The sequence below is a fragment of the Pseudoalteromonas caenipelagi genome, from assembly GCF_013140855.1.
In the GTDB taxonomy this organism is placed as follows: domain Bacteria; phylum Pseudomonadota; class Gammaproteobacteria; order Enterobacterales; family Alteromonadaceae; genus Pseudoalteromonas; species Pseudoalteromonas caenipelagi.
In genome coordinates, this window is the sequence record NZ_JABBPG010000001.1 from 653843 (window position 1) to 677504 (window position 23662).

24 protein-coding genes are annotated in these 23662 nt (G+C 43.8%); 3 read left to right on the forward strand and 21 right to left on the reverse strand.

What is annotated here, in order from left to right; genetic code table 11:
• Positions 1-48 precede the first annotated feature (48 nt).
• Genes HG263_RS02785 through HG263_RS02795 form a run of 3 tightly spaced genes read left to right on the forward strand, consistent with a single transcriptional unit; the run spans position 49 to position 3253 of the window.
• Positions 49-522 carry a DUF4124 domain-containing protein gene (locus tag HG263_RS02785; RefSeq protein ID WP_171624545.1) on the forward strand — a complete coding sequence of 158 codons (474 nt, stop codon included), beginning with the start codon at positions 49-51 and terminating at the stop codon, positions 520-522.
• Positions 523-582: 60 nt separating this feature from the next.
• The gene (gene aceK, locus HG263_RS02790) at positions 583-2325 is read left to right on the forward strand and encodes a bifunctional isocitrate dehydrogenase kinase/phosphatase (protein ID WP_171624546.1); all 1743 of its coding nucleotides are present in this window, start codon (positions 583-585) and stop codon (positions 2323-2325) included.
• Positions 2315-3253, forward strand: coding sequence for a LysR substrate-binding domain-containing protein (locus HG263_RS02795; protein ID WP_171624547.1), 939 nt, complete (start codon positions 2315-2317; stop codon positions 3251-3253). Before aceK ends, HG263_RS02795 begins: the two co-directional genes overlap by 11 nt.
• Positions 3254-3467: 214 nt before the next feature.
• On the opposite strand, the gene HG263_RS02800 is transcribed toward HG263_RS02795, so the two are convergent.
• The 21 genes from HG263_RS02800 to HG263_RS02900 all read right to left on the reverse strand — a co-directional run bounded on the left by HG263_RS02800 (position 3468) and on the right by HG263_RS02900 (position 23658).
• The gene (locus HG263_RS02800) at positions 3468-4511 is read right to left on the reverse strand and encodes a phage late control D family protein (protein WP_171624548.1); all 1044 of its coding nucleotides are present in this window, start codon (positions 4509-4511) and stop codon (positions 3468-3470) included.
• Between the two features lie 10 nt (positions 4512-4521).
• Positions 4522-4770 (reverse strand): tail protein X, encoded by a 249-nt coding sequence (locus HG263_RS02805; protein ID WP_246239855.1) that lies wholly within the window; start codon positions 4768-4770, stop codon positions 4522-4524.
• A complete protein-coding gene (locus HG263_RS02810; RefSeq protein WP_171624549.1) occupies positions 4751-5197 on the reverse strand; it encodes a phage tail protein in 447 nt (148 codons plus the stop codon). The genes HG263_RS02805 and HG263_RS02810 overlap by 20 nt, the downstream gene beginning before the upstream one ends.
• A complete protein-coding gene (locus tag HG263_RS02815) occupies positions 5197-8751 on the reverse strand; it encodes a hypothetical protein (protein WP_171624550.1) in 3555 nt (1184 codons plus the stop codon). Before HG263_RS02815 ends, HG263_RS02810 begins: the two co-directional genes overlap by 1 nt.
• Positions 8752-9235: 484 nt before the next feature.
• Positions 9236-9493: a phage tail assembly protein gene (locus HG263_RS02820; RefSeq protein WP_171624551.1), complete on the reverse strand. Its 258-nt coding sequence runs from the start codon at positions 9491-9493 to the stop codon at positions 9236-9238.
• 6 nt (positions 9494-9499) lie between these two features.
• Positions 9500-10009, reverse strand: coding sequence for a phage major tail tube protein (locus tag HG263_RS02825; RefSeq protein WP_152086226.1), 510 nt, complete (start codon positions 10007-10009; stop codon positions 9500-9502).
• The gene (locus HG263_RS02830; RefSeq protein WP_171624552.1) at positions 10009-11172 is read right to left on the reverse strand and encodes a phage tail sheath subtilisin-like domain-containing protein; all 1164 of its coding nucleotides are present in this window, start codon (positions 11170-11172) and stop codon (positions 10009-10011) included. The genes HG263_RS02825 and HG263_RS02830 overlap by 1 nt, the downstream gene beginning before the upstream one ends.
• Before the next feature lie 103 nt (positions 11173-11275).
• A complete protein-coding gene (locus tag HG263_RS02835; protein ID WP_171624553.1) occupies positions 11276-11611 on the reverse strand; it encodes a GPW/gp25 family protein in 336 nt (111 codons plus the stop codon).
• A gap of 15 nt (positions 11612-11626) precedes the next feature.
• Complete coding sequence (locus HG263_RS02840) at positions 11627-11926, reverse strand: PAAR domain-containing protein (RefSeq protein WP_171624554.1); 300 nt, start codon at positions 11924-11926, stop codon at positions 11627-11629.
• A gap of 3 nt (positions 11927-11929) precedes the next feature.
• Positions 11930-12640: a phage baseplate assembly protein V gene (locus tag HG263_RS02845; protein WP_171624555.1), complete on the reverse strand. Its 711-nt coding sequence runs from the start codon at positions 12638-12640 to the stop codon at positions 11930-11932.
• Positions 12630-13238 (reverse strand): hypothetical protein, encoded by a 609-nt coding sequence (locus HG263_RS02850; protein WP_171624556.1) that lies wholly within the window; start codon positions 13236-13238, stop codon positions 12630-12632. Before HG263_RS02850 ends, HG263_RS02845 begins: the two co-directional genes overlap by 11 nt.
• A gap of 79 nt (positions 13239-13317) precedes the next feature.
• Positions 13318-13569 carry a tail fiber assembly protein gene (locus HG263_RS02855; protein WP_171624557.1) on the reverse strand — a complete coding sequence of 84 codons (252 nt, stop codon included), beginning with the start codon at positions 13567-13569 and terminating at the stop codon, positions 13318-13320.
• Between the two features lie 2 nt (positions 13570-13571).
• Positions 13572-14378, reverse strand: coding sequence for a hypothetical protein (locus HG263_RS02860; RefSeq protein ID WP_171624558.1), 807 nt, complete (start codon positions 14376-14378; stop codon positions 13572-13574).
• A gap of 269 nt (positions 14379-14647) precedes the next feature.
• Entirely contained in the window at positions 14648-15193 is a 546-nt protein-coding gene (locus tag HG263_RS02865) for a phage tail-collar fiber domain-containing protein (protein ID WP_171624559.1), read from the reverse strand.
• The gene (locus tag HG263_RS02870) at positions 15193-16134 is read right to left on the reverse strand and encodes a phage tail protein I (protein WP_171624560.1); all 942 of its coding nucleotides are present in this window, start codon (positions 16132-16134) and stop codon (positions 15193-15195) included. Before HG263_RS02870 ends, HG263_RS02865 begins: the two co-directional genes overlap by 1 nt.
• Entirely contained in the window at positions 16135-17025 is an 891-nt protein-coding gene (locus HG263_RS02875) for a baseplate assembly protein (RefSeq protein WP_171624561.1), read from the reverse strand.
• 1138 nt (positions 17026-18163) lie between these two features.
• Positions 18164-18691, reverse strand: a complete 528-nt coding sequence (locus tag HG263_RS02880; RefSeq protein ID WP_171624562.1) for a hypothetical protein — start codon at positions 18689-18691, stop codon at positions 18164-18166.
• Positions 18692-18700: 9 nt separating this feature from the next.
• The gene (locus HG263_RS02885) at positions 18701-20080 is read right to left on the reverse strand and encodes a hypothetical protein (RefSeq protein ID WP_171624563.1); all 1380 of its coding nucleotides are present in this window, start codon (positions 20078-20080) and stop codon (positions 18701-18703) included.
• A 9-nt stretch (positions 20081-20089) separates the two neighbouring features.
• The gene (locus HG263_RS02890; protein WP_171624564.1) at positions 20090-20386 is read right to left on the reverse strand and encodes a hypothetical protein; all 297 of its coding nucleotides are present in this window, start codon (positions 20384-20386) and stop codon (positions 20090-20092) included.
• 9 nt (positions 20387-20395) lie between these two features.
• Positions 20396-21631: a hypothetical protein gene (locus tag HG263_RS02895; RefSeq protein WP_171624565.1), complete on the reverse strand. Its 1236-nt coding sequence runs from the start codon at positions 21629-21631 to the stop codon at positions 20396-20398.
• Positions 21631-23658 (reverse strand): DUF4815 domain-containing protein, encoded by a 2028-nt coding sequence (locus HG263_RS02900; protein ID WP_171624566.1) that lies wholly within the window; start codon positions 23656-23658, stop codon positions 21631-21633. Before HG263_RS02900 ends, HG263_RS02895 begins: the two co-directional genes overlap by 1 nt.
• Between the last annotated feature and the right edge of the window lie 4 nt (positions 23659-23662).

Here is a 23662-nt window from a genome sequence, read left to right on the forward strand (position 1 = left end):
GCCATGTTTGTCTATCTTTGAATGAGCAATATTTCAAAAGGAAGCTTTATGATACGGAGTTTTATATTCTTACTGTTTTTTAGTTCACTCTCTTGCCAAGCAAAAACCATAGTAAATTACTATAAATGCGTTACACAGCGTGGCACGGTATACAGCCAATTTCCGTGTGGTGGTAATGGTACACAGCATACACTGACCAATACCGACCCTAAAGCTGATACACCCAGCGAACAACACTTTAAAACGTTAAATAGATTAGAAAAAAAACAACTTGTTAGAAACTTAAAAAACCAACTGAGAGCCAAAAAGCATCAAGCGGCAATTTTAACAAGAGAAAGAGACAGGGAAACACGCGACCAGCAACAGCGTGTAAACCGCATTATGAGTGACAAAGAACGCTCAGACACACTAAAAGATATTAAGCAAAAACTAAAAGCAATTAACAAAACTTATCATCGGCAGTACCGTTCGCTAAATAAGCAAATAGTGCAGCTAGAAAAGCGTCTTAAACGTTATGAATAAGTGACAGGCCAGATAAAAACCGTTAACCTACAAACAGGTCATACCACTTAAGGTGATACGGTGCAGGCATTTTCAATTGCTAAGCTGATATTGGCGGGCTTTACACGGCACTATCAGCTTTTTCAAAAAATAACACAACAAGCTGGTCAAGCCTTTGCAGAGCAAGATTGGTCTTTGATACAAAAACTAAGCAAATCAAGAATTAGTCACTACGACTTACGTGTTGATGAAACCATAAACCGACTCAAAACCACTCTCCCTTGCACTAAGCTTAATGAGCCCCTTTGGTATCAAATAAAACAAGACTACATGGAGCTGCTTAGCTTTCATCCCCAAGCTGAGTTAGCAGAAACATTCTACAACAGTGTTTTTTGTCGCCTTTTCCACCGGCGTTACTTTAACAATGATTTTATTTTTGTTGAAACGACACTGAAAGACGCTCCAGCATTACCAGTTGAAGCCGAGTATAGAAGTTATTTTCCAGCTGTGAATGGTCTAAAACCTACCATTAAAGAAATCATAAACCATGTCGATTTTAAGATTTCGTTTCATAACTTAGATAGAGATATCAAACTACTTTTAAAGGCATTCATTCGCCAAGCACCTGATACGCATCACAAAAGCCATATGATGCGCTTTGATATATTACAAGCGCCTTTTTATCGTAATAAAGGCGCATACATTATTGGCCGCGTGGTTTCAAAAAGTGGTGTGCAACCTTTTATAATATCCGTGTTACACCACCAAAAAGGAGGCCTATATATTGATGCATTACTGACTAACTCATCGCAAATGCGAGTTATTTTTGGTTTTGCCAGAGCCTACTTCATGGTAGAAACGCATGCACCATCAGCTTTGATGCGCTTTTTAAATCAATTGATGCCTAACAAAACGCCTGCAGAGCTATACAATGCCATAGGCTTTCATAAGCAGGGAAAAACAGAATTCTACCGAGAGTTTCTCACTCATCTAAATAATGGTGATGATAAATTTACAATAGCTCCTGGGACACCCGGTATGGTGATGATGGTATTTACTTTGCCAAGTTTTCCTTATGTTTTTAAAGTCATAAAAGACAACTTTTCCGAAAGTAAACCATTTGGGCGAGATACGGTTTTAGCGCGCTACCAATTAGTCAAGAACCATGACAGAGTTGGACGAATGGCTGACACCATTGAATATTCTGACGTGGTTATTCCAAAAGACCGTATTGAACCTGCTTTGCTACAGCAGCTTTATAAGACTATAGCCGGTAGTATGCAAGACGAGGGAGATATGATAGTCATCAAGCACCTTTACATTGAGCGGCGTATGACGCCTTTAAATCTCTATTTGCAAAATGCCGACATTGAACAGACAAACTATGTGATGAACGATTACGGCCTTGCTATCAAAGAGATGTTACAAGCCAATATTTTCCCGGGTGATATGCTGCTGAAAAACTTTGGTGTGAGCAAACATTTAAGGGTGATTTTTTATGATTATGATGAAGTGCAGTATCTTACAGATATGAATTTTAGAGACATGCCAAAAATGGATCTATCAGATTTATACAGTGGAGTAGATGAACTTTCAGCTGCACCTCAAGATGTATTTCCACAGCAACTGTGTACTTTTGTCCTCACAAACCCTACACTCAGAAGCCTATTTGAAAAAGCTCATCCGGAGCTGCTAACAGCAAAGTTTTGGCAACAAGCACAGCGAGATATAAAAAATAAGGTTGTAAAACATATATATCCTTACCCACAAACGCAGCGCTTCGTCCACCTAGATAAAATAAAAAAGGAACGCCGTGAACATTAGTAAAATTGATTTAAACCTGCTTGTTTACTTGGACACTTTACTTCGCGAATGTAATGTTACTCGAGCTGCGAATCAGCTGAGTATTACACAACCGGCTATGAGCAACGGATTGAAAAGGTTAAGAAACCTTTTTAATGACCCAATTTTAGTGCGTACCAGTGAAGGAATGGTCCCAACTGAGCGTGCGCTCGAGTTACAGCCCGTTATCAGAGGGATATTGATGACCCTCGAGGAGACGTTAGCACCTAACCGAGAGTTCGTTGCAAGCCAAAGTAATCGAGTGTTTAGAATCATGGCCAGTGACTACGCGGCAAGCACCTTAGCACCAAAGCTGCTCAATAAATTACATGAAGAGGCGCCAGATACAACACTCGATATCCTCACCCCAAGTGATGTCACCTTCCATGATGTAGAAAACGGTAAGGTTGATATGGCCATCAACCGCTTTGAAAACTTACCGCAATCTTTTCACCATAAACAAATTTGGAAAGATAGTTTTTGCTGCTTGATTAAATCGGATAACCCAATCATCAATAATTTCAACTTAGATGCCTATTTAAAAGCCAGGCACATCTGGGTCAGTAAGACAGGTTTTGGTGTGGGTGTGGGGATGGACCCCGCCGATGTGCAAAAACTAGGCTGGGTTGACGAAGCATTAGCTAATTTTGGTAAGCATAGAAATATCGCTACTTTCACACGTAACTACCATGTGGCAATACATTTAGCTAAAGAGCAACATTTAGTCGCAACATTACCTTCAAAAGCAGCTAATATCTACAAAGATGACCCAGGGCTTGCTATTCTAGAGCCGCCATTCCCTATCCCTCCGTTTGAGTTGGATATGATTTGGAGCCCATTATTGCACCGAGATGCAAGCCACATTTGGTTAAGACAAAAAATTGCAGAAGTAGCACAAGAATTGAAGTGATTATTGTGGAAGGAGGCCAGAGCCTACGCAAAGCATAGGGTGGCCTTAGTTGGAGAAAGGAATCGTTGGTAGGATTAAAGAAGATGGAAAGCCACGCCAGCTCTGTGCTGGAATGGCATTAATTAACCTCAGTTTCGGATAAGTAAACTTGTCCAAACCTGAGGTTAATTATTTGAAAAAAGGACTTATATTTTTAGGTGTACAGGGCTTAAAGCTAAGCCAACTGCTCGCAAAGCAAATGAGAGCGAAAACCTTGATAGTTGATCTGGTGCTCTACTTCAGACACAAACCACTTACCTAGTATCTGCTCTACTTTGTTTTTTTCTGTGCTGGATTTATCAACCACATTGATCACTGCACCCGCTACAATTTGCGCATCGCCAATCATAGACAGTGCCAGTGTTTTGGTCGCTCGCTTTTGTCGGTTGTGTTTCGCTTTGGCAGCCCGCTTAGCAGTTGCTTCATCAGCATACACATAAGGTAATACCATTGCAGGGCTACCCTTGCCTTCCTTAACAGGTGTGCGTGTAGCCGTCTCTAAATCATAATAAAAAGCGGTTACTTCACCAATTTGGCGATAAGCGCCTTGCTCATACTGCCAATTAAGTATTTTAAAATTGCTCACTTCAACTTCAGTTAACGACTTACCAGAGAGTGACTTGCCCGTACCTCGCGCCATAAAAATAAGCTTGTCGTAGGCTATTTTTACAATGGCATCAAACTGCTCAGCCAGCATACTCAGCAATTGCGCATCACTCTCATTTTGCTCAATATGGGGCAGCTCTATGTTTTTAAAAGCATCACCTACTTTTGGATCTAAGCCATGCTCACCAGCAATATCAGACACCAGCTCACCTAGCTTTTTTGGCTTTTTGGGATCTTCAGGCCAAGAGCGTTGTTTCGGCGTTTTTAGCGTGGTATGCCAAAATAGCTTGTTACCAAATAACTCCATTGAGCGATGGGGACCTCGTAAACTGGTTTCCCCAACCTCAAAAATACCTAACGGTTGCAAAGTAGCCGTTTTATCCTCATTACCTTCCTTGTAACCCATGGCTATTTCAACGGTATCCGTTGGTTTTGATACTTGAATGGGCGCAGGCTCTAAGTTGTCAAAACGAACATAACAACTATCGCTCATCAATCCCGTTTTTAAGCACACTCGTACGTCAACAATACGGTCAACTAATCGCTTTGCGACTTCCTTACCGTTGGTTTTGATTGAAAACTGAGGTTGAATATTAGTCGTGCTACTGTCCATCGTTTATACCTCAATCCCAAATATTGATTACGTTTTGCGCAATTGGTTTTTCAATCACTTCGGGCAAGAATATTTCAATATTTTCTTTATAAATCGCGCCAAGTTCTGCCAAACCATGGTTGGCTTCTAATACCATTTCTACCATGTCGCTGCTGCGTCCATAATGACGCCAGCAGATATTGTCTAAACAGTCACCATCGCGGGTAATATAGGTAACACCATTCATCGTATTCACCTCGTTACTTTGTATTGCCGTCATAGCTCTCTAAAGTCATTTGAAATTGGATTTCTCTTGGAATACCGTCGTTTAAAAAAAGCTTACGTTCTTCGTTAATCGACTTGATGATCCATTTACCCATCACACGTCCTACCGATGGGCTCGATTTACCACTTTCTTCAACGTACCCTAAAGTCAAAGGCTTGCCTTTGGCAGCCTCCGCACGCATTTTGTCAACCTGCACAAGGCCACCTTCAACCAATTGTGGATAGATGGTCCCATCAAGATTTATACTTTGCCTGCCGACACCAATGAACTGCTGTACCGGGCTATTTTTTTCGGTTTGCGAGTCTTGGGCTTTCCAACGATATTCCGTTTCGTAACTTAATTTACTAAAAGCGGCACTGCTGACTGAGAATTTGTAATCACCCAGTTGCATCATGTGCGATGCGCTACTTACTTTTGCCATTAGGCTACCTCGTCAATATATCTTAGGCGCATATCGCGCTGTGCTTGTTGCTGCTTTTGCTCAAGCACTTGTTTGATTTGTTCAGCAATATCGACTGCCGACATCTCAGGCGTAGCATTAACCGTAATGTTGGCATTAACGGCTACACTGCTGTTTACATTCGGTTGCGAAGAAGATGATGTTTGATCCTTTTTGGTTATCTCATGCAATGCATTAGGGTCATTCTCAAGTTTGGGTGACAATAATGCTGCACCTTGAGACGCTGTGGCCAGCTGAGTATCCGCTTTAGCATTGGCTTGCTCTTTACCCAATACCTTCTCGCTAAACCACCCGCTAACCCCACCGGTCATCTTGCCTGCAACAGTACTACCAAAAAAGCTCAGTAACGGTGCTACAGCTGCAACTCTTGGGTTTTTAGATTTACCTAAAGAGCGTGAGATCAGTTCACCTGTTAACCAACTACCTCCCGTTTCACCAATCGACTGCGCTTTTTCTTTGGCAGATAAAGCATCATTGTTAGCCGTATTAAGGATACTAAGACCATTTACAACATGACCAAGGATCCCCGTTGCATTCGCCATTTTACTAACCACACTACCCGGCTTGTTAGCTTTTGGCTGCGTAGCCATAATAGTGCCTGTGATTGCCCCCACAGGACCGAGCACATTACCCGCTAAACTTAAAATATTGCCAAATATGCTTGAAGCATTCGTCGGTTGTGTTTGTTGCGAATTATTCGCTGTACTTTGAACTGAAGCACTTTGACTGGATGTGTTTTGCAGCTGCGAGCTACGTAAGTTATTGCTAGTCTCACTTGTTTTCTGTGTGTTGCTAGCAACTGACTTAACAAGAGCGTCATTCGCAGCAGGCCGGCCCAACGTTTGATCTACTTTGCCAATACTCAAAGGTTGTGCATTAGCTAATAATGCAGGCTGGCTCTGTGTGCTTGTTGATGTATTATCCGCAGTGTTACTTGCCTGTGATGATGTTGGTTTGTCATCTTCAAGTTTGCTACCAAACCAGTCACCTAAAAACCCACCTAGTGATTCACCACCAAACGAACCAATAGCACCGCCTATCGCACCACCGATCAGGGTACCAACACCCGGAATGATAGAGCCTATAGCTGCACCCGCTGCTGCGCCCGCCATGGCACCACCTATGCCACCCGCAGCAGTACCAATTTGCTGCGACTTTTCACGTTTGCTTAAACTATCATCGGCAAGCGTAGAAGCCATATCTGCTGCGCCCATAATGCTGCGCAATGGCCCAGTAAATCTACCGAGTGTTTTTGCTATTGGGCTACGCGCAAGGCCTTTAAATAAACCACCCGCTTTAAATTTTGGCTTATTCATTTTGCCAAAAATGGGGTCGTTCGCGGCCATACCCTTACCCAACTTCAGTTTACTGACTTGCTTAACCGACTGCTTAGGTGAAGACTTAGTTGGTTTGTTGGCTGTTTGCTTTTTAGGTTGCTCATTCAAGCCACCATCCAATACTTTTAACGCAGGCTTTGCTGATTTTGCCTTTGCTTTTGGTTTGGCTTGGGTAACATCACGACCTTCTTTAGCCCAAGGTTTGTTATTACTACGATATTGAGTGTGCTTACGTTGAGCACCACCGCGTTTACCTTTACGGTTTCGAGTACGTTTTTTACGCTGTTTTTTCTTAGGCGCTTGCTCCTCATCTCCCCCTAAACTAGAGAGAAACTCAGTGGCAGCATCTCCTACCGACGATAAATCGCCGTTTAAAATGCCTTTAAAGTCGAGCTTACCAATTGCAGCGCCATGTTTTTTAAGCACAGAGGCTGCATCGCCAAAACCAAAAGAGTTCAGTAAATCAGGTGCAGCCTTAAGCAAAGACTGCAAGTCGCCATCCATGATCCCTTTTATATCCAACTGCTTTAATGCTGGTAACGCGGTTTTTAAAGCCTTGGCAGGACCTTTAAAGTCGGCTGCTTCCATTAAACCCGGTGCGGCATCCAGTATTGAGGAGATATCGCCACTGGCGATACCTTGCATATCCAACTGCTTCAGCGCTGGTAACGCGGTTTTTAAAGCCTTGGCTGGACCTTTAAAGTTCGCCGCTTCCATTAAACCCGGTGCGGCATCCAGTATTGATGAAATATCGCCACTGGCGATACCTTGCATATCCAACTGCTTCAGCGCTGGTAACGCTGTTTTTAACGCCTTTGCAGGGCCTTTTAGGTTAGCCGCTTCCATTAAACCCGGTGCGGCATCCAGTATTGAGGAAATATCGCCGCTGGCAATACCTTGCATATCCAACTGCTTCAGCGCTGGTAACGCGGTTTTTAATGCCTTTGCAGGACCTTTTAGGTTTGCCGCTGCCATTAAATCTGGTGCGGTATCCAGTATTGAGGAAATATCGCCACTGGCGATACCTTGCATATCCAACTGCTTCAGCGCTGGTAACGCGGTTTTTAATGCTTTAGCTGGGCCTTTTAGGTTGGCCGCTTCTAAAACCTCAGGAGCTAAGTCAATTATGGATGATAGGTCCCCTTCAGTAAGGCTTTGTATATCCAGCTGATTAAGTGCATTGACTGGTGTTGCCGCTGGTTGCTTATATTTACTGACAGCGGTATTTTTAGTTTTGTTATGCTTTAACTTGGTTACCTTTAATGGCACTGGCTGCTTGTTGCGCCTTGCGCCCTTGCCATTTGTGCTCTGACGTTTCGCTTGCGGTTTTACCCGCTTTTTTGAAGTGTTTTTTGGCGCGAGCGCGCTGACCGATGGTGCAGCGTCTTGCAAAGTATCAGACAAGCCTATTTTATCTTTACTTGGCTGCGTCTGTTTGCCTTTTGGCTTGAGCGCCAATTGGTTATTTACCGTGATCTGCTGCTGTACAGACTTAACATTAACAACTTTTAAGCTCGCTACCGTATTAAGCAAGCCACGAATAGCATTACCAACGCCTTGCTCAAAACGCTTGGGTAAGTCTTTACCCAGTCCAAGTATGGCGTTTTCAACCGCACCAATCGACCAATTTAGTTGCGTAAAACTCTCATCCAATGATGAAACATCAATGGCATTAAGTAAGTTGGCTGTGCTGAACTGCACCGATGACAAGCTATCGCGCATCACACTTTGTGTAGCAAGTTGTCGTACAGCTGACTCTTGCGTATTGAGCAAACTACTCTCAATTTTTGCGCTGCTACCAGTTGCCCCCCCGGCGGATGTCGAAGTTGCCAATGCAAGATTATCACCTTTTGGTATAACACTCGTTTGCTCTACAAGCGTTGCATTAAGGTCAAGCAAGTAATTACGCAGCTGCGACACATGTTCGGCCAACAGTTCATCCACATTAAACTGCGATAACAAGCCTAGTAATGATTCAAGCGGCTTGCTATCAAACGCAAGTGCTTCATTTTGAAGCTGTGCTATTACCTGTCCAAGCAATGCAGCACTGGCGCTAATGTCTTCATATGGCTGAACGTTTGGCAGCTTATTTTTCACCTTATTTTGGGCAGTTCCCTGCGCAGTTGAAGCGCCCACAGCTTGAGGGCGAATTTGATCAGAAGCGTCCTGATTTTTCATAGCAATACCTAGGAAATACAAAGAAATGAGCGACGTGCCTGTGTTGGAAATGCATGTGTTGTTAAAAGCGTTTTAACTGGAGCAAACAGGCGTGATGTTGTTTAACCTTCGTAGAGGTCATTGAAGTTGGTTTTGTACTGCAAATAGCACTTCATTAATATTATTTGCAGTACAAAAAAAGGCAGGTTAAAGCTCAATACCGAATAGCTCCTGACCTTCGTCAGGATGACGGAAATCAGGGTCAGGATTGCGGAGTCATAGTTCGTCATCCTGAATTTGTTTCAGGATCATTTCAGAACCTAAACATGATCGGTACTAAGATAAAAACCTGCCTTTATAAACTGAGACAAACCTTAGTTTGACTCAGTTGATTGTTTATAATCTACGGCTGCCTCAAACCATTCACATAGTTCAGGTTCAGTCAGCGCGTTGAGCTCGCTTAAGCCCCACCCAGTATATTTAGCCAGGGCAATAACCATGGCTTTTAAACGCTTGGGCGGGATACGAGAAAAGCCTGTAGCTTCTCGCGTAATTTGACAAAGTCACTCCAGTCTAATTCTTCGATTACGTCTGGAGAAACTTCACACAGATTTGCAAAGTAGCGAATCTCACTCTCTGACTCACTCAAATCTGTTTTGTCCACCATTAAACGGTCACGTACTTTTGGTCGTCTCATTGTCAGTTGGGCATACTCATGCGCGTCGACCGTTACTGGGAAGTTTAGTTTAATGATATCTGTCATAATTTATTACGCTCCAATTGCAGCACGTAGTAGTGCCATTTGATCTTTACCGTTAATGATACGCGTGTCGTTGTATAGGTCGATGTCGTAGATAACATCTTGACCAATTTCAAGTTTGTACTTTTGAACCGCGTATTGAAGCGTTAGTTTTGCTTCTTCGCCATCTTTCCAGTTACCCATCTCAACTTCTTTGAAGAAGCCTTCAAGTGTTACTTTAACTGGTACAGGCTCTTCACCTTGTGCTTGAATTGCACCACGCGCTGTAAGTGGTGTTGTTTTACCACTCCAGTCACCTAGTAGCTTCATCATGTCAGCGTTGTACTCAAGTAAAGTTACTGAACCTTCAAGCTTTTCAAGCTGACCCACATCAAGCTCAATAGGTGCTTGGAAACCCGATGTTACTTCACGAGTTTTAACCGTTACTTTTGGTAAAGTGATTTCGTCAGCAATACCTAAGTAGCCCTTACCATCAACGAATAACTTGAATTTTTTTAAGATTTTAGGAGACATTGCCATTATACGATTTCCTCTAGGTAGTTGTTGGTTAGAATGCTCTTGAAGGTGATGTGCTCAGCCGGTGTTGGTGGTGTAAAATCAAAACTAAAGAACACTTTACCTGCTTGAATGTTTTCAGGGGTATTTAGGTCTTCATCCGCCCAAATTTGACCACCTAAAATCGCACCTTGTGCTTTTAATGAATCAAGGTAAGACTGCACGCTTTGCGTTACATCTTCGATGTAGGTTTTCGTGATGTTACGGTCAACCGCCCACATATGAGCACGTAGTAGTGAGTCGTTGATCATGTCCGCAGTACGAACGACTGATAGGAACGCCCATTTAGGGTCATCAGAACAGGTACGGTTACCCCACAGTTTAAAGCCGTTTTGACGGATAATCGTCGCCACTTCTTTTTCGTTTAGTAGGTTAGCGCGAGCGCTAGCATCGCCTAACTGGAAGTCAATTGGACGTGCTGTGCCAATAACACCATTCATGTTAGTGTTGCTTGGGCTCCACCAAAAACCACGGTCGTTGTCAGATTTTGCAATCATACCCGCTACACGCGCACTGGCAGGCTCAACAACTGAATTACCGTCTTTGAATACCTTAACGCCAGGGTCAACTACAAATACACGACGAGAGCCAAAGTCAGCACGGTACGCTTTAGCGTCATCATCATTTGTGTTAGGGCCGTCTGCGATAATTACGGCACGTAGACGTTCAGCAACGCCAATCATTTCTTTAACAACTGGATTTGCATTGCCCTCAGGACGTTGATGTGCATAACCTGGCGCTACTAAAATACGCGGTGTAACACCCAGTACTGACTCTGCACCTAAGAATGCCTGTACACCTTCGTAAGTACCATCTGCAGCAACGCCACCAACCATGTTAGACATAATTGCAGCTTCATCAGCACCTTCAACACGTACAACTACAACCACTGCACCAGCTTGGTCAAAAATACCATCCATTGCTGCTGGTAGTGTACCTTCTGTACCTAAAGGTGCGGCTTCAGCTCGTTTACCTGCAATTAATACAGGTGTATTAAGTGGAAATTTATCTGCATCTGCAGCTGGTGCTGTACCAATAACACCAATTACTGAGCTTTTTACTGTTTTGATTGGACGAGTGCCTGATTGCGCCTCGATCACCTCTACACCATGTAGAAATTGTGACATATGATTCTCCTTTAAGGGTATGTCAGTTAGAAACAAAAAAACCACGCAAAGCGTGGTTTAAGATTTAAAAAATAATTGGGAGGTTAAGCCCAGTTTGTTGTGTTTAAACTTGAATGCCTTCAATTAACACGGGCTCGCCGTTAATTAAGTAAAGACCATTAATATCAATTGATAATTTTCCGCTACCAGCAGGTTGTACTGCTACCGACTCTAGGCGAAAACGTGGCTCCCACTTTTCTAATCCTTCAGAAATGGCGAGTGTAATGTCCCCAACCAAAGAGGTAGAAAAGGGTCTGTCGAGCAAGTCGAATAAACCACAGCCATAGTCACGGCGCATTACTCGACTACCGAGCGGCGTGGTGACTATATCGCGTATACTTTGTTTTAAATGCTCAACCCCAGAAAGAGGTCGGCCTGTTTGTGCATTCATGCCAATCATGCTTGGCCCTCCTTACTAACCGCCAACGGTAAAGCTGCCCTCGCCTAACATCATTTTTCCACCGCAATTTGTTGGGTCGCCTATTCTTGCGACGGCTTTACCCGCGATTGAAAAACTGCCAGCACCTTGAGATATTTTTTTACCAATGTGCTTTTGTTTAGGGTCAGCTATCATGCTGTGTGTACTTATTGAGTCGCCTTCACGTAAAGCAGACTTGCCTGCTACTGTAAACTTACTTTGCGTGGCGCTGGCACTGCCAGGTAAAAAACCAACGTGCACATTAGTAATATGTCCATCCAATGAAATTGCTGGCATAAGTTACTCCTGCGCACTAATGTGGCTACCATTAAGCTTAAGTGTTGCCGCTGCTTTAACAGCCACGTTGCCACCTGTAGATTCAATATTGACCACATCACCTTTGAGGTTAAGTGCATCCGTTGCCGTCACAGAAATGCTCCCCGTATTAGTGGTTAAACTGGCGTCCCCGTTTTCAACAGTAATGGTGGCGTTTTCCGTTACCGTGACATTGGCGTTGTTTTTCACAATCACGTTTAGGTCGTTGTCTGCTTCTAAAATAATGTCTTTGGCTGACTTGAGTTTAATTACCGCGGTATCTTGCTTAACATCAATTAAGTATTGGTGCTTGTTGCGGTCATACTCGAGCATTGAACCATCTTGGTACTTGGTGCGCTGTACATTAATACGCTCTTCCTTGGCAACATCACTCACCACTTTGTCGATGTTATGCGCTTTTTGATACACACTGCCGAGTACCACACCTTGGGCTAAGTCGCCACAGGGAGCTAATACCATCACTTGTTCGCCCACTTCGGGCGCTTGCCAAGTCATATCGTTAAACGCTTGATTGGTTAGCCATGGCAACCAAGTGGTGAGCCAATCACCAATTTTGACCCGTACCTTGGCTGTTTCGTAATCCACCTCATTCACAGTGCCAAGCGATATCAGCTTTGCCAAACGGCTTTGCATATCAGCCTGTGCTAGATTACTTTGCAGCGAATTAGCCAACATTATCCACCTCCGCAATCACCACTTCACCTTCAGCATTGACGGTTGCCACATGATGATGCTCGCCCCCTTGTGGGCCTAAATACACGTCGGTAATGGTTGGCCCCGGCAACTCTTCTGGCGGCTCCACCTGATAGTAAAACTCCCAAACTAGCTTGGCTTTGCCTATCATTGAGTCGCTTTGCTTGGTAAAAGCAAATTCGCTGTCTTTGGCAACAAAATGCTGCCAAGGAACGGGCACACCGTCTGCCTGCATCAAGGCTTCACCCGTATCAATCACAGTGTCCAAACGCTTAAGTAGCGCGATGCTATCGGCATCTTCCGCTTCTATGTCTAGTTGCAGCTTTAGCACTCTTCTATCGAGTGGGTTTGGGCTGAGGTTCTTGTTAGACGTAGGCCCATAGGTAACGCCTGAAGCGCTACCGGTACTTTGCAACTCACTGGCTTGACGTTCTGATATCAGCGTGACACAAAGCTGCGCCACTTGCGTTAAATCTGGATACGGCAAGGTGTGTTTAATATGGCCAACTTGAGCCATACCTTGTAATCCAGACGTCAGGTACTCAAGCACCTTTTCAACTAGGGTACTGCGATGATTCATAGTGATTCTCTGATAAAATGCTCAGCGCTCAAAAAAGAGAGGCTGTAGGATTAACGGCGGACGATGTGCCCGAAGAGGGTTAAATAGCTGGCTTTTGTGGCCACACTACTTCGTCTGGGTTATCGAATGTTTGTGGTATATCGCGAAGTGCTTGGCGGTAAGCTACAAACTCTTCAGGTAAAGCCTCTCCCACTTCTTGATGTTTTACCACAACCCAGTCTGTTGCTTTTAAATGTGCATCGCGAATAGCTTTGACCGTTGCCCACTTACTTTCTGCTAACAATTGCTCTGCGGGCATTTGGTTTTCAAAATCGGATACTTGTGATTCCATGATTAGCTCTCCCAATGAGGTTTTTCTTGTGTAATGCGATTCGCTGACGGTTGTCCATTTAGAGATGTGTAATGTGTATCTACCGAGATTGCCCTAGTAGAGCCACAGTGTTGCCGCGTATCAACTTTAAGAGATACCCTTGCTATGCCATTATCATAACCTTGATTAATTGCTCTAAATAAAACTGGAATGGTCGTTCCTTCTAACTCATTTGTCAGTAGAATTTCCTTTTCAGGATTCTCTGGCTCAGAAATAAAAATTGACACAGACTTATCATTAGCAACCTTCTTAACTTCTAGCTGACCAGCCACAGAGTCATTAAAAGAGGTTCCTGTAAATATTAAATGGTCTGTATACCCATCAGAAGCAAACATTCCTCGGTGAGTCATCAAAAACTCAATTTTGAAAAAGTCGCCACCAGTCCCATATCCCGAATGAACAACCGAAGGTAGAAACTCCAACATGTTGATATAATAAGGTGGTTGTGGATTATTGCAGTATGGATAATCCGAGTCTGGACCATCCGCATCACCAGTCCAACCACCATTACCCAGTGTTGTTGCAAATGTAAAACGCTTTACATTTCCTTGTTTATAGACATTTATTCCATTAATGTTTTCGACTAGTGATTCTTTCCACGTATCGAAAGCATTTTCAGCCGAAGTAACTTTTGTATCTACTTCAACCATTTTCGCCGACACTGTACTATTAATCTCGCCGATTTTATCTTGTACTGTTTGGGTTAAGCCGTTGGCGGCGGTGACCACATCGGTCAACCGCTGCGTCATGGTTTTATCTTGTTCTGACATGGGTATTCCTTATGTAAAATAAGTATTTTGTTTGCCGGTTTGCAATGCAAAAACGTGTAATTAGGCTTAGAGATCCTGACCTGCGTCAGGATGACGACGGGTGCGCCATATTCGTCATCCTAAACAACGTCACCCTGAACTTGTTTCAGGGTCATTTTCAGCTTACTTCAAAGCTTTGGGTTAATCGTTCAGTGTATGTGTATCTTACTGAATTTTATGATTTAAAACAGGTCAACTCTGACCTCTAAAAAAGATTTAAAATCGGCCCTTTAAGCTTGCTCAAGCGCTACGATACGAAACTCTTGCTCAACTTGGCGCTGCATGGTGTTCAATTGCACCATTGCCATATCGGCCAATTCTCTGTCGACAATAATATTGAGGTTATCAACCCCCACTTTCACTTCAACACTGTTAGACGGTATTTGTGCCAGTGATAAGGTCAACCACTGCAATACTTTTACATCGGGTGTGCGGTAGCCAAGGGTGGTATCTGGTTGTGAATACACGCCCAGTAAAATAAGCTCTCCTGTGTCATCTGGTGACTCGATATAAACACCGATTTCACGAATCGCATATTCTAACGGCGCATCAAACTTAGCAGCAATTTTTAGCTCGCTGGTTTCACCATCACTGTAGTCAGTATCAACAATGGCAACACGCTCTTTTTCGCCTTTTAATGCGGTTTGTGTTTTGCTTGGTGTATAGGCTGCATCACCAAAAGCCATATGACTAATTTTGCCTTTAAAGCCTCGGTGAGTTGCGCTAAGTAGCGCATTTAAACCTGCTTGGGTAAATTGCAAGGTAAGTGCTGACATTAAGTCGCTCCTTGTAAAGTTAAATGATTAAATTGAATACGTGTAAGCAAAGCCGCAATACCTTGTGAGATTGCTGCAGGTTCTGGCTTTACCCCTAACCACGCAGCCTGATATTCGCAGTTTGCTATTGCGCTTTTACCTGCCAACGCACAGCCCAATGCAGCTGTTGAGCTTGCAGGCTTTATACCTTTAAACTGCGCATCGTTATCAATCGCTGCAATGCCTGCCTTAGCGCCAAAACCTGCCACTAAAAACCCGTTTGAACCGTTGGGTCTAACGCCCTCAAACTGAGCCTGTTTATCGCTTGCCCCAACGCCTTGTTTGGCCCCCAAAAAAGCCCCCGAGAATAACGCTCCATCATCGGGGTGTACGCCGTTAAATGCCCCATCCTTGCTGGCAAGTCCAATCCCTGCACCACTAAACAACCCGGTTCCAAATTGTTCTTTTAAAGAAATGCCCAGTTGCACTTCAACATGCACTGATGCGCGTTTGGCTGTCTCTACAATGCGTTTAACCTGCTGCAACATCGCTTTGGTAAGCAGGCCCTGCGCGTTGGTGTCTAGGTTTTGATTCACGAGCGCCTGTACCACCACCGTGCCACGCTGTGCGTCTTCGCTTTGCCACCACTCTTGAATGTCAGTTTCAATGCCCAAACTATCAAGGGCTTTTTCAAGTGCGTATGGCGTGGCTTTATAACGATGTACTTCAAATGCATCAGCAATCACTTGGCGTTTATTTTTTTCGCTCCATGCATCATGCCAATCATCCACCGACAGCGACCACGCCAGCCATGGTAATAACTGTGCCGGGCACTTTTGTGGATGCCAAATATCATGTAAAAGCTGAGTCTGATCTGGATAGGTTAATAACTGCGTGAGTGCTTGTTGTAATTTGCTGGCATTGCTGGGCAGTAACTTGGGTAAGTTAGCAAAGTTATCCATTTACTCCTCCACAGCCACTTGCGTATTGACTTTGATGCTGTTGCAAACAGCCACCTCATTCGCGGCCACCACAATATCCTCTGATGGGCTGATAATTTGGCCACTTTCAATACCCGGTTGATTAAGCGCTGCAAACAGTCCCATTTGGTTGATATCTCGACCTAACATGCTTTGCTGAGCCAAATACTGCGCAAGCGCGGCTCTGACGGTTTGCTCTACTACTGATGCAGCAGGTCCAGGTGCAATATTTATCGACACCTCTAAATCAAAGCTTTTTAGCTGTGGACCAGAAATCGTAACCCTATCACCCAGTGGGCGTACCTTTGACGCATCTTTTGCTAGGCTGCCATCACTTTTTAATCCAAAGTGTTTATACAAGGTATTGAGCAAATCATCTGACGGCACACCATCTTGCTCATGACTTAAAATGGTGAGGTGGATATCACAAGGCTCAGGGCTGGTTACATAAACGTCTTTTACCCGAGAGTCTGCCGATAAAGCATGAAATTGATAGGCTTGTTTACTACCTGCGGTATTGAGCCCTTCAAACACCATTTGAACACGGCGGCGAAAGCGCTCATCTGATTCATCTGCTTGTCTATCTAAATTGTACCTTGCAGCAATCGCTTCTAAATCATTACCAGTAGCGCTTGCTAACATATTGCCTTTAATGGCGTTATTTAATTTGCTATCGAACAGCGTTTGTTGATACGCCATCATTTCAAGCAACACCAGTATAGGCTCCGACTCTAAAGTAAGGGCATCTTTATACTGTGGGTATTGCTCAACTAACTTTTGTTTAAGCTGTGATAGCTTTTGCTCAAAATCCAGCTCAGTAATGGTGTCAGGTAATGGCACCTTAGACATATCTAATAAATTAAAAACGCGCATATGCACCTCTGACGGCCAATAAAAAAGCCCACTTGAATCAAGCGGGCTAATTGGTTGGATAATGGAACTGTTATAGTAAATGCTCGTGTTTAAGCATTTAGTTAATCATTCAGTATATGTGTATCTTACTGAATTTTATGATTTAAAACAGGTCAATGCTGACCTGAGAAAAAGAATTAAAACTCACTATCATCATTCTGACGCAGGTCAGAATCTCATTAGTTTTAACAACCAGTGCTGGGTGCTAGAAGATCCTGAAACCAGTTCAGGAAGACAAAACAACCAAGTACAGGGTAACAAACACCCCGTCATTCTGACGCAGGTCAGAATCTCATTAGTTTTAGCAACCAGTGCTGGGTGCTAGAAGATCCTGAAACCAATTCTGGATGACAAACAACCAAGTTCAGGAAGACAAAACAACCAAGTACAGGGTAACAAACACCCCGTCATTCTGACGCAGGTCAGAATCTCGTTAGTTTTAGCAACCAGTGCTGGGGGCTAGAAGATCCTGAAACCAGTTCAGGATGACAAACCACCAAGTTCAGGATGACAAAACAACCAAATTCAGGGTTACAAACCCCCGTCATTCTGACGCAGGTCAGAATCTCGTTAGTTTTAACAACCAGTGCTGGGTGCTAGAAGATCCTGAAACCAATTCGGGATGACAAACAACCAAGTTCAGGAAGACAAAACAACCAAGTTCAGGGTAACAAACACCCCATCATTCTGACTCAGGTCAGAATCTCGTTAGTTTTTACAACCAGTGCTGAGTGCTAGAAGATCCTGAAACCAGTTCAGGATGACAAACAACCAAGTTCAGGAAGGCTATAGTCGTTTTGAAACTCGATACCCCAAATAAAAAAGGCCTACCCAAGTAGGTAGGCCAAGAACTCAAAGATGGGAATACAACTGTGTTAACTCGGTTGAGAAACTCGGTTGAGAAACTCGGTTGAGAAACTCGGTTGAGAAACTCGGTTGAGAAACTCGGTTGAGAAGCTCGGTTGAGAAGCTCAACTGAGTTAATTAATCAGCTTATGTGTATCTTACTGATTTATAGCGTTTAAAACAGGTCAATACTGACCTGAAGTTAATATTTAAAACACACCTCCGTCATTCTGACGTAGGTCAGAATCTAACATCAGGCAACTGTTTGCGCCTGCCTTATTACATAAAAGGTAATATTGCTGGCACTAAAGCGTGGCTGTGTAAACTCTTCATTGAGCAGTGTTGAAGACACTTCGAAACGACCCGATGTCGGGAAATTAAACGTCGCACTAAACTGACCATTTTGTACTTCAATAGGAAAATACACACGGCGGCCATCATCACGAAGTACAGGCACCAAGAATGACTCATCGGCAATATCCAACAGCCCTGTTAAAGTGACATTCTGCCCTTCAGCCACAGTCACTTTAATCGCATCCAACGACTCGAAATTGCTTGGTATTTTTAACGCACCTTCAACAGCTTGCAACGTAACCGTTTTAAGCTCAGGCGTGGCTCGTTGCGCAAGCTCTTCTTCGCGCGCTTGTTCTTGAGCCTCATATTCCATATACCAAAGCTGCGCTTGTTGTTTTGATTCCCAACGTTCACCCGATTCAGGGTGCGTCAGTAAATACGTGCCATGCAAATAGATGGCGTGTTTTGTGTTGCTCCAATTAAACATAAAGGCTCCTTAAGCAAAGTAAACGCGGCAAGCTTGTTGTGTAAACGCACTACCTGTCGGAGTGAGAAATCTAAAATATTGACTAACTAACAAAGCATTATGAATAGGTGAATACCCAACAATATAAGGATTACCATGACCATGATATACCGAATTATTAGAGTTATAATCATTGGATGGTGCCACAGACTCTAAAGTAGCCTTTATTGGTAAATTCATGGCAGGCAACAGAACTCTACTTTTAAAGCTCTTCGTATATGGGTAACTATTCGTGGCATGAGTAAGTATCGATTGATTATACTTTACTAACTTTTGCTCACCAACCAATGGGATTTGTGAGTAACGTCCTTGGTGCAATGCTACTTCCAATTGAATCTGAGGACGTTTTACAAGCAAACAGTCATGAGCGTGGCCGAAACCTCGTAAATCATTACTGATTTGTTCCGAACTCGCCTTTGGTAATATTGTTTGCTCATGCAGTGGTAATAACTGATGAGTAATCGCCCAGCTTTCGAACTGACTTTCGTTACTAAAAACATGCTCTGTTTTTTGTACCCAACGAGTCCCATCAAATTCATGTAAAATACCAGCATCAACAGTAAATAACGATTTAGATGCTTTGTCTTGATAAATTTTGAAATAATCAGTTTCTTGCACTGATTCCACAGTAAAGCTATTTGCCTTATATATAGTTAACTCTTTAGTGCTAGGAGCAAACGTAAATAACGCCGTATGATTACTTGGCAAGACCAGTATACCAAGTCTGTCTGCACCATTTAAAGAACTAATAGAAGAGGGTTGAACAGCTTTCGAAACCGTTCCATCGGCTTCAATTAACACTATCGTTGCAGGATTTGCTGCTTTTGTTTGACTTCCGGCGTCATAGTAACCACAGAAAGTACTCTCATCATAGTTGACCAAGTTAATCGAGTTATATACCCCGTAGCCGTCACTCGATTTAAAAATACTTGAGGTAGTATTATCATAATAATCCAATCTAAACTCGGGCTCACCCAACTTATAAGTTGGATCAATGAGCTGTTTAGGCAGATCAGCTAAGGTGTTAGCAACATTGGTCACTAAGCTTGATGTGATTTCATTAAACTTAGTCTCAAGCTCCGGTAGCAACCCTAAGTTATCACTTTGCTCAAGTAATTTAGCTTGTAACTCTTTAACAATATCACTGGCGCTGGTTAGGTGACCTGTCGCCTCATCCAAATGCTCTTCTGCCACAGCGACTAATGCGGCTTCTAAATTGGCGCTACTTGAGAGCTTTTGAATGGCGTTGCTAACTAGGGTTTGCTCTTCTGCCGTTAGCTTTTCATTGCTACGCATTTTGTCGACCAGATGGTCGACCATTTCCTGAATGGCGTTATTTATCGTTGCCATAATGTCCTCTTAAAGTGGGTAGATGGTTTCACCTAAAAGGTGATTGAGTTTTTGCTTGCGGTGGTGCTCGTGGTGAGCAGCTTGTTGCTGATTTAAAAGGGCTTTAAGCTCGGCCAAATTGGCATCGCCACTTTTTCCTTGTTGCTCAAGCATGGTTTGTAACTGGGTTAACCCTTGTTGCTGATTATCAACATCCACATCAATTTGCGTAAGCGCTTGAATTAGCCTTAGTACATCTTGTTCAAGTAAATTGCTTTGATGAGGAAGAGGGTAGTCACGATGGGGGGTGTTTATTTCAACACTCATGCTGACTCCTTAGGTTGAGAATGCCCGTAAGTTTTTCACTCTTGGGCGGTTGGCTTCAGTGCCACGTAATACCAATTTCAGTCGTACTCGCTTTAACAAGCTTTCATCTGGCGTATTGGTGCCTTCGCTAAAAGTGTGCACATAGTCAAATTGCTGCCAACCTCCTTCGCTGACCGAAGATTTACTCAGGGGGAGCAAAATAGGCTCGGGCTGTTCATCATCTAACAAGTACACTTCAACCGCTGCGGCACCTTCAAGTACTGCATCAAAACTCACGGTAAATTGTCCGCCACTGTGACAACTTATCTCCCGGGTGATGTAGTCAGCGCTTTGCTCAACATCACCCAATGCACACTGGCTGCCTGCAAATAATACCGGGCTGAGTAACTCGCTGCCCGATAGGTTAGCCGTTACATTCAATTGCTTGTTAATAAGCTTTTGCTTAAGCTGACGTGGTGACCACTCTTGCACTTTTGCCAAAATCTCATTGCTACCAGCCACTTTAAAGGTAAAGTCCACATCCGTTTGCGAACTTGGTCGCTGCACTACCGCTAATGCCATTAGGTCGCTAACGCTTTGAGCATTAACGCTACCTAGGTTCACGCTGTGTGTTTGCTCGGTAAACTTGGCAGCTTTTAATCTAAAGGTTAGGTCTTTGCTTTGATGCGGTGTCCAGGTGCTGGCATTGCTTGATGACAATAAAACCCCAACTTGATACGGCTGGCTGGTTACCCAACCATATTGCTGGTCAAATTGACCAAGCTCAGCAATTGCAACCTCATGCTCGGCACCATCGGTCAGCACCACGATGGCGTATTCCTGTCCCGCTTGTAAAAATACAGGGGTAAAGGCAAATAACGTGGCTGCGTCTAAAGAAATGTCATCACTGCCAACTCGGCTTTGCGCCAGTACAGTTTGTGTGGGTATACCTTGTACTACCTCACGTATTTGTACTTGCACCGACTGCTCACCCTTGGCTGTAAAATACAATTCAACTGCCGCAATAAAGCGGCTTTGTTGCAAAGTAAATGTTTGTGCTAGCGGGTCAAAACGTTGCGTGGTAATGGTTGTTACTTGTGCCAAAGTTTCGGTACGAATTTGCCCACTGCCGGTATACGTTGCAAACCCTTGTGAACCATTTTCACCCTTGCCTTGAAACACCACGGTTTTTTCACCAGCAGGGATCGTTTGTGCGGGAATAGTAAATCGACCCGATAACTCCCCTCTTTCATTTGCTTTAATCATCAAGCTTCCTCCGGCGTTAATTCAATGCCATCAAACAACACCCTGTCTAGTTCCTCATATTTTCCAAACCCTGTGATCGTAAAATGCACGGTTCTTTGGCGTAAAAACTCTGCTTGTTGGGTTTGTACTCCCACGCGCTGTGTATCCACCCGTGTCACAATGCGCCGAACCAAACCGCCACCCCGTATAAAGCGGCGTGTGATAGGGCTACTCCAACGTTGGCGGGTCACTGTCCAGTGATCAACATTCGGTGTTAATGTCACTTGTGCAGGAACAGGTTCAAATGCTTGATAAGGATTGACCTTCATTGAGCCCGTGCGTTTAGGCTGAGTAAGTACATCCTCTAGTTCATAAGGCAGTAATTGCGTTTGCTGCGCATCAAGCGCCTCAACTTTAGGCGTAATTGGCAACGTAAGCTCACCATCAATAATGGCCGCATTTTGCTCAAGCCCTTGGTCACGTAAGTCGTCGTCTAAAAATGGGTCAACAAACACACCATATTTGCTTGCTGATTCTTGCGAATTGGCATCGTTTCGCAAACGCTCAATAGCAAGCAGTTGATATAAATCGCGAATTTGATGCTGCATATTTTGCAAGTCCAGCATGCTAAGCGCTTGAATAGCCACCGACTCAATCCGCGGAGCCGTGCCATCCCATACTTGATACACATATGCCAAAGGTAAGTGCTGCTCTGGCGCTGCTGGCGGCTGGGGGTATTCAAGTGAAGATGCACCTTTAATTCGCTCAACAACGCCTTGCTTGGTCATTACAAATAAATCAATCCGAGGGTTAAACCTCTGATAATCCATTTCAATTTCTTCAGTAAGAATCGTTTCGTCAGCGCCTATATCCGATGTATCAATTCTAAAGCTATTTAAGGTTTGCTCTTTGGTATTAACAACTCGAGAATACACATAGGTCACTTGATAGCTACTGCCCGCTGGCGGTCGCTCTTTTGGACCATCTAGCAACCAAACAATGTGATTGTCTTCTTGCTTGAAGTCTTGGCCTTCAATATATTCAATCTCGTTATACTCAACTTTTTCAATATGAGTGACGCCTGTATTGTGAAAGCTTTTATCACGAAGTTGCCCTGCCTCTCTGGTTAAGCTACTTGTGGTGCGAATATCTATACTTGCGCGGTTGACTTGTTTTAGAGGCGGAAAATCAACTTTAGCCCAAAGCTCTTCGCGGCCTTCTACAACAACTGGTACAAGGCTTGTTTTTTCAGCACCAATCACCTGCACATCAGGGTTTGCTGGTAGCGTCACTGGCAAAGCCATTGCGTAACTTAGTTCAAACCCAGCAATATGCGCTTTGCCTGATTGTAAGCTGAAGTGTTGTTGGCCATTATCGGTTTTAATGTAGTGTAGGCCCAAACCTTCTACGACGTAGTTACCACCATTAGACTCTCTATCATAACGCGCTAATGCGCTCGAAATAGAATCTACCTGTGGAGGCGCTTCTTTTATTTCCAACACCCCCTGATTGATTTGATACACAGGGTAAAACTCTGTGCTGACAGTGTGTGCACCTTCTAACAGGCTCCAGCGGCCAGTTACTTGTAAACGCGCCGCGCCTGCTTCGTTGAAGTTATGATGCACTGTTGGCGAGCCTTCGCCTGCCGGGTCTCGCAAGTCAACATCGTGTTCTTCAGTGATAACGGTACTTTCTAACAATACGCCTATCACTGCATCTTTACTGATATCTAACTCAAGCGTCTTCTCAGGGATTGGCCTTACCGCACCGCGAATATATACTGAAGCGGCAGCAAGTTTGGCGCGTGCGCCATTATTATCTTGCTCAACTTTAACACCACCACCTGAGACAATATTGCCATCTTTAAGCAAGGCATCTGCAACACCTTTAACTTGGTGGTTCAATTGCTGTTGTACATCGTTGAGTTCTCTGCTTTGCAAGCCTTTCCCGGCACGAAACAAAATTTGTTCGTACTGCTTGTTGGCATCAAACTTTTGGTAATAATCAGGATGCTCTGCCCTGATTTGATCATAAATATGTGGTTGCATAATG

Excerpts from the sequence above, each read along its gene's own strand:
- HG263_RS02890 (WP_171624564.1), bottom strand. The coding sequence starts at position 20,386 with ATGAGTGTTGAAATAAACACCCCCCATCGTGACTACCCTCTTCCTCAT.
- HG263_RS02885 (WP_171624563.1), bottom strand. The coding sequence starts at position 20,080 with ATGGCAACGATAAATAACGCCATTCAGGAAATGGTCGACCATCTGGTC.
- HG263_RS02860 (WP_171624558.1), bottom strand. The coding sequence starts at position 14,378 with ATGTCAGAACAAGATAAAACCATGACGCAGCGGTTGACCGATGTGGTC.
- HG263_RS02850 (WP_171624556.1), bottom strand. The coding sequence starts at position 13,238 with ATGAATCATCGCAGTACCCTAGTTGAAAAGGTGCTTGAGTACCTGACG.
- HG263_RS02870 (WP_171624560.1), bottom strand. The coding sequence starts at position 16,134 with ATGGATAACTTTGCTAACTTACCCAAGTTACTGCCCAGCAATGCCAGC.
- HG263_RS02800 (WP_171624548.1), bottom strand. The coding sequence starts at position 4,511 with ATGGACAGTAGCACGACTAATATTCAACCTCAGTTTTCAATCAAAACC.
- HG263_RS02830 (WP_171624552.1), bottom strand. The coding sequence starts at position 11,172 with ATGTCACAATTTCTACATGGTGTAGAGGTGATCGAGGCGCAATCAGGC.
- HG263_RS02805 (WP_246239855.1), bottom strand. The coding sequence starts at position 4,770 with ATGACGGCAATACAAAGTAACGAGGTGAATACGATGAATGGTGTTACC.
- HG263_RS02880 (WP_171624562.1), bottom strand. The coding sequence starts at position 18,691 with ATGTTTAATTGGAGCAACACAAAACACGCCATCTATTTGCATGGCACG.
- HG263_RS02865 (WP_171624559.1), bottom strand. The coding sequence starts at position 15,193 with ATGTCAGCACTTACCTTGCAATTTACCCAAGCAGGTTTAAATGCGCTA.
- HG263_RS02820 (WP_171624551.1), bottom strand. The coding sequence starts at position 9,493 with ATGACAGATATCATTAAACTAAACTTCCCAGTAACGGTCGACGCGCAT.
- HG263_RS02835 (WP_171624553.1), bottom strand. The coding sequence starts at position 11,611 with ATGATTGGCATGAATGCACAAACAGGCCGACCTCTTTCTGGGGTTGAG.
- HG263_RS02840 (WP_171624554.1), bottom strand. The coding sequence starts at position 11,926 with ATGCCAGCAATTTCATTGGATGGACATATTACTAATGTGCACGTTGGT.
- HG263_RS02855 (WP_171624557.1), bottom strand. The coding sequence starts at position 13,569 with ATGGAATCACAAGTATCCGATTTTGAAAACCAAATGCCCGCAGAGCAA.
- HG263_RS02810 (WP_171624549.1), bottom strand. The coding sequence starts at position 5,197 with ATGGCAAAAGTAAGTAGCGCATCGCACATGATGCAACTGGGTGATTAC.
- HG263_RS02895 (WP_171624565.1), bottom strand. The coding sequence starts at position 21,631 with ATGATTAAAGCAAATGAAAGAGGGGAGTTATCGGGTCGATTTACTATT.
- HG263_RS02785 (WP_171624545.1), top strand. The coding sequence starts at position 49 with ATGATACGGAGTTTTATATTCTTACTGTTTTTTAGTTCACTCTCTTGC.
- HG263_RS02900 (WP_171624566.1), bottom strand. The coding sequence starts at position 23,658 with ATGCAACCACATATTTATGATCAAATCAGGGCAGAGCATCCTGATTAT.
- HG263_RS02875 (WP_171624561.1), bottom strand. The coding sequence starts at position 17,025 with ATGCGCGTTTTTAATTTATTAGATATGTCTAAGGTGCCATTACCTGAC.
- HG263_RS02825 (WP_152086226.1), bottom strand. The coding sequence starts at position 10,009 with ATGGCAATGTCTCCTAAAATCTTAAAAAAATTCAAGTTATTCGTTGAT.
- HG263_RS02815 (WP_171624550.1), bottom strand. The coding sequence starts at position 8,751 with ATGAAAAATCAGGACGCTTCTGATCAAATTCGCCCTCAAGCTGTGGGC.
- HG263_RS02845 (WP_171624555.1), bottom strand. The coding sequence starts at position 12,640 with ATGTTGGCTAATTCGCTGCAAAGTAATCTAGCACAGGCTGATATGCAA.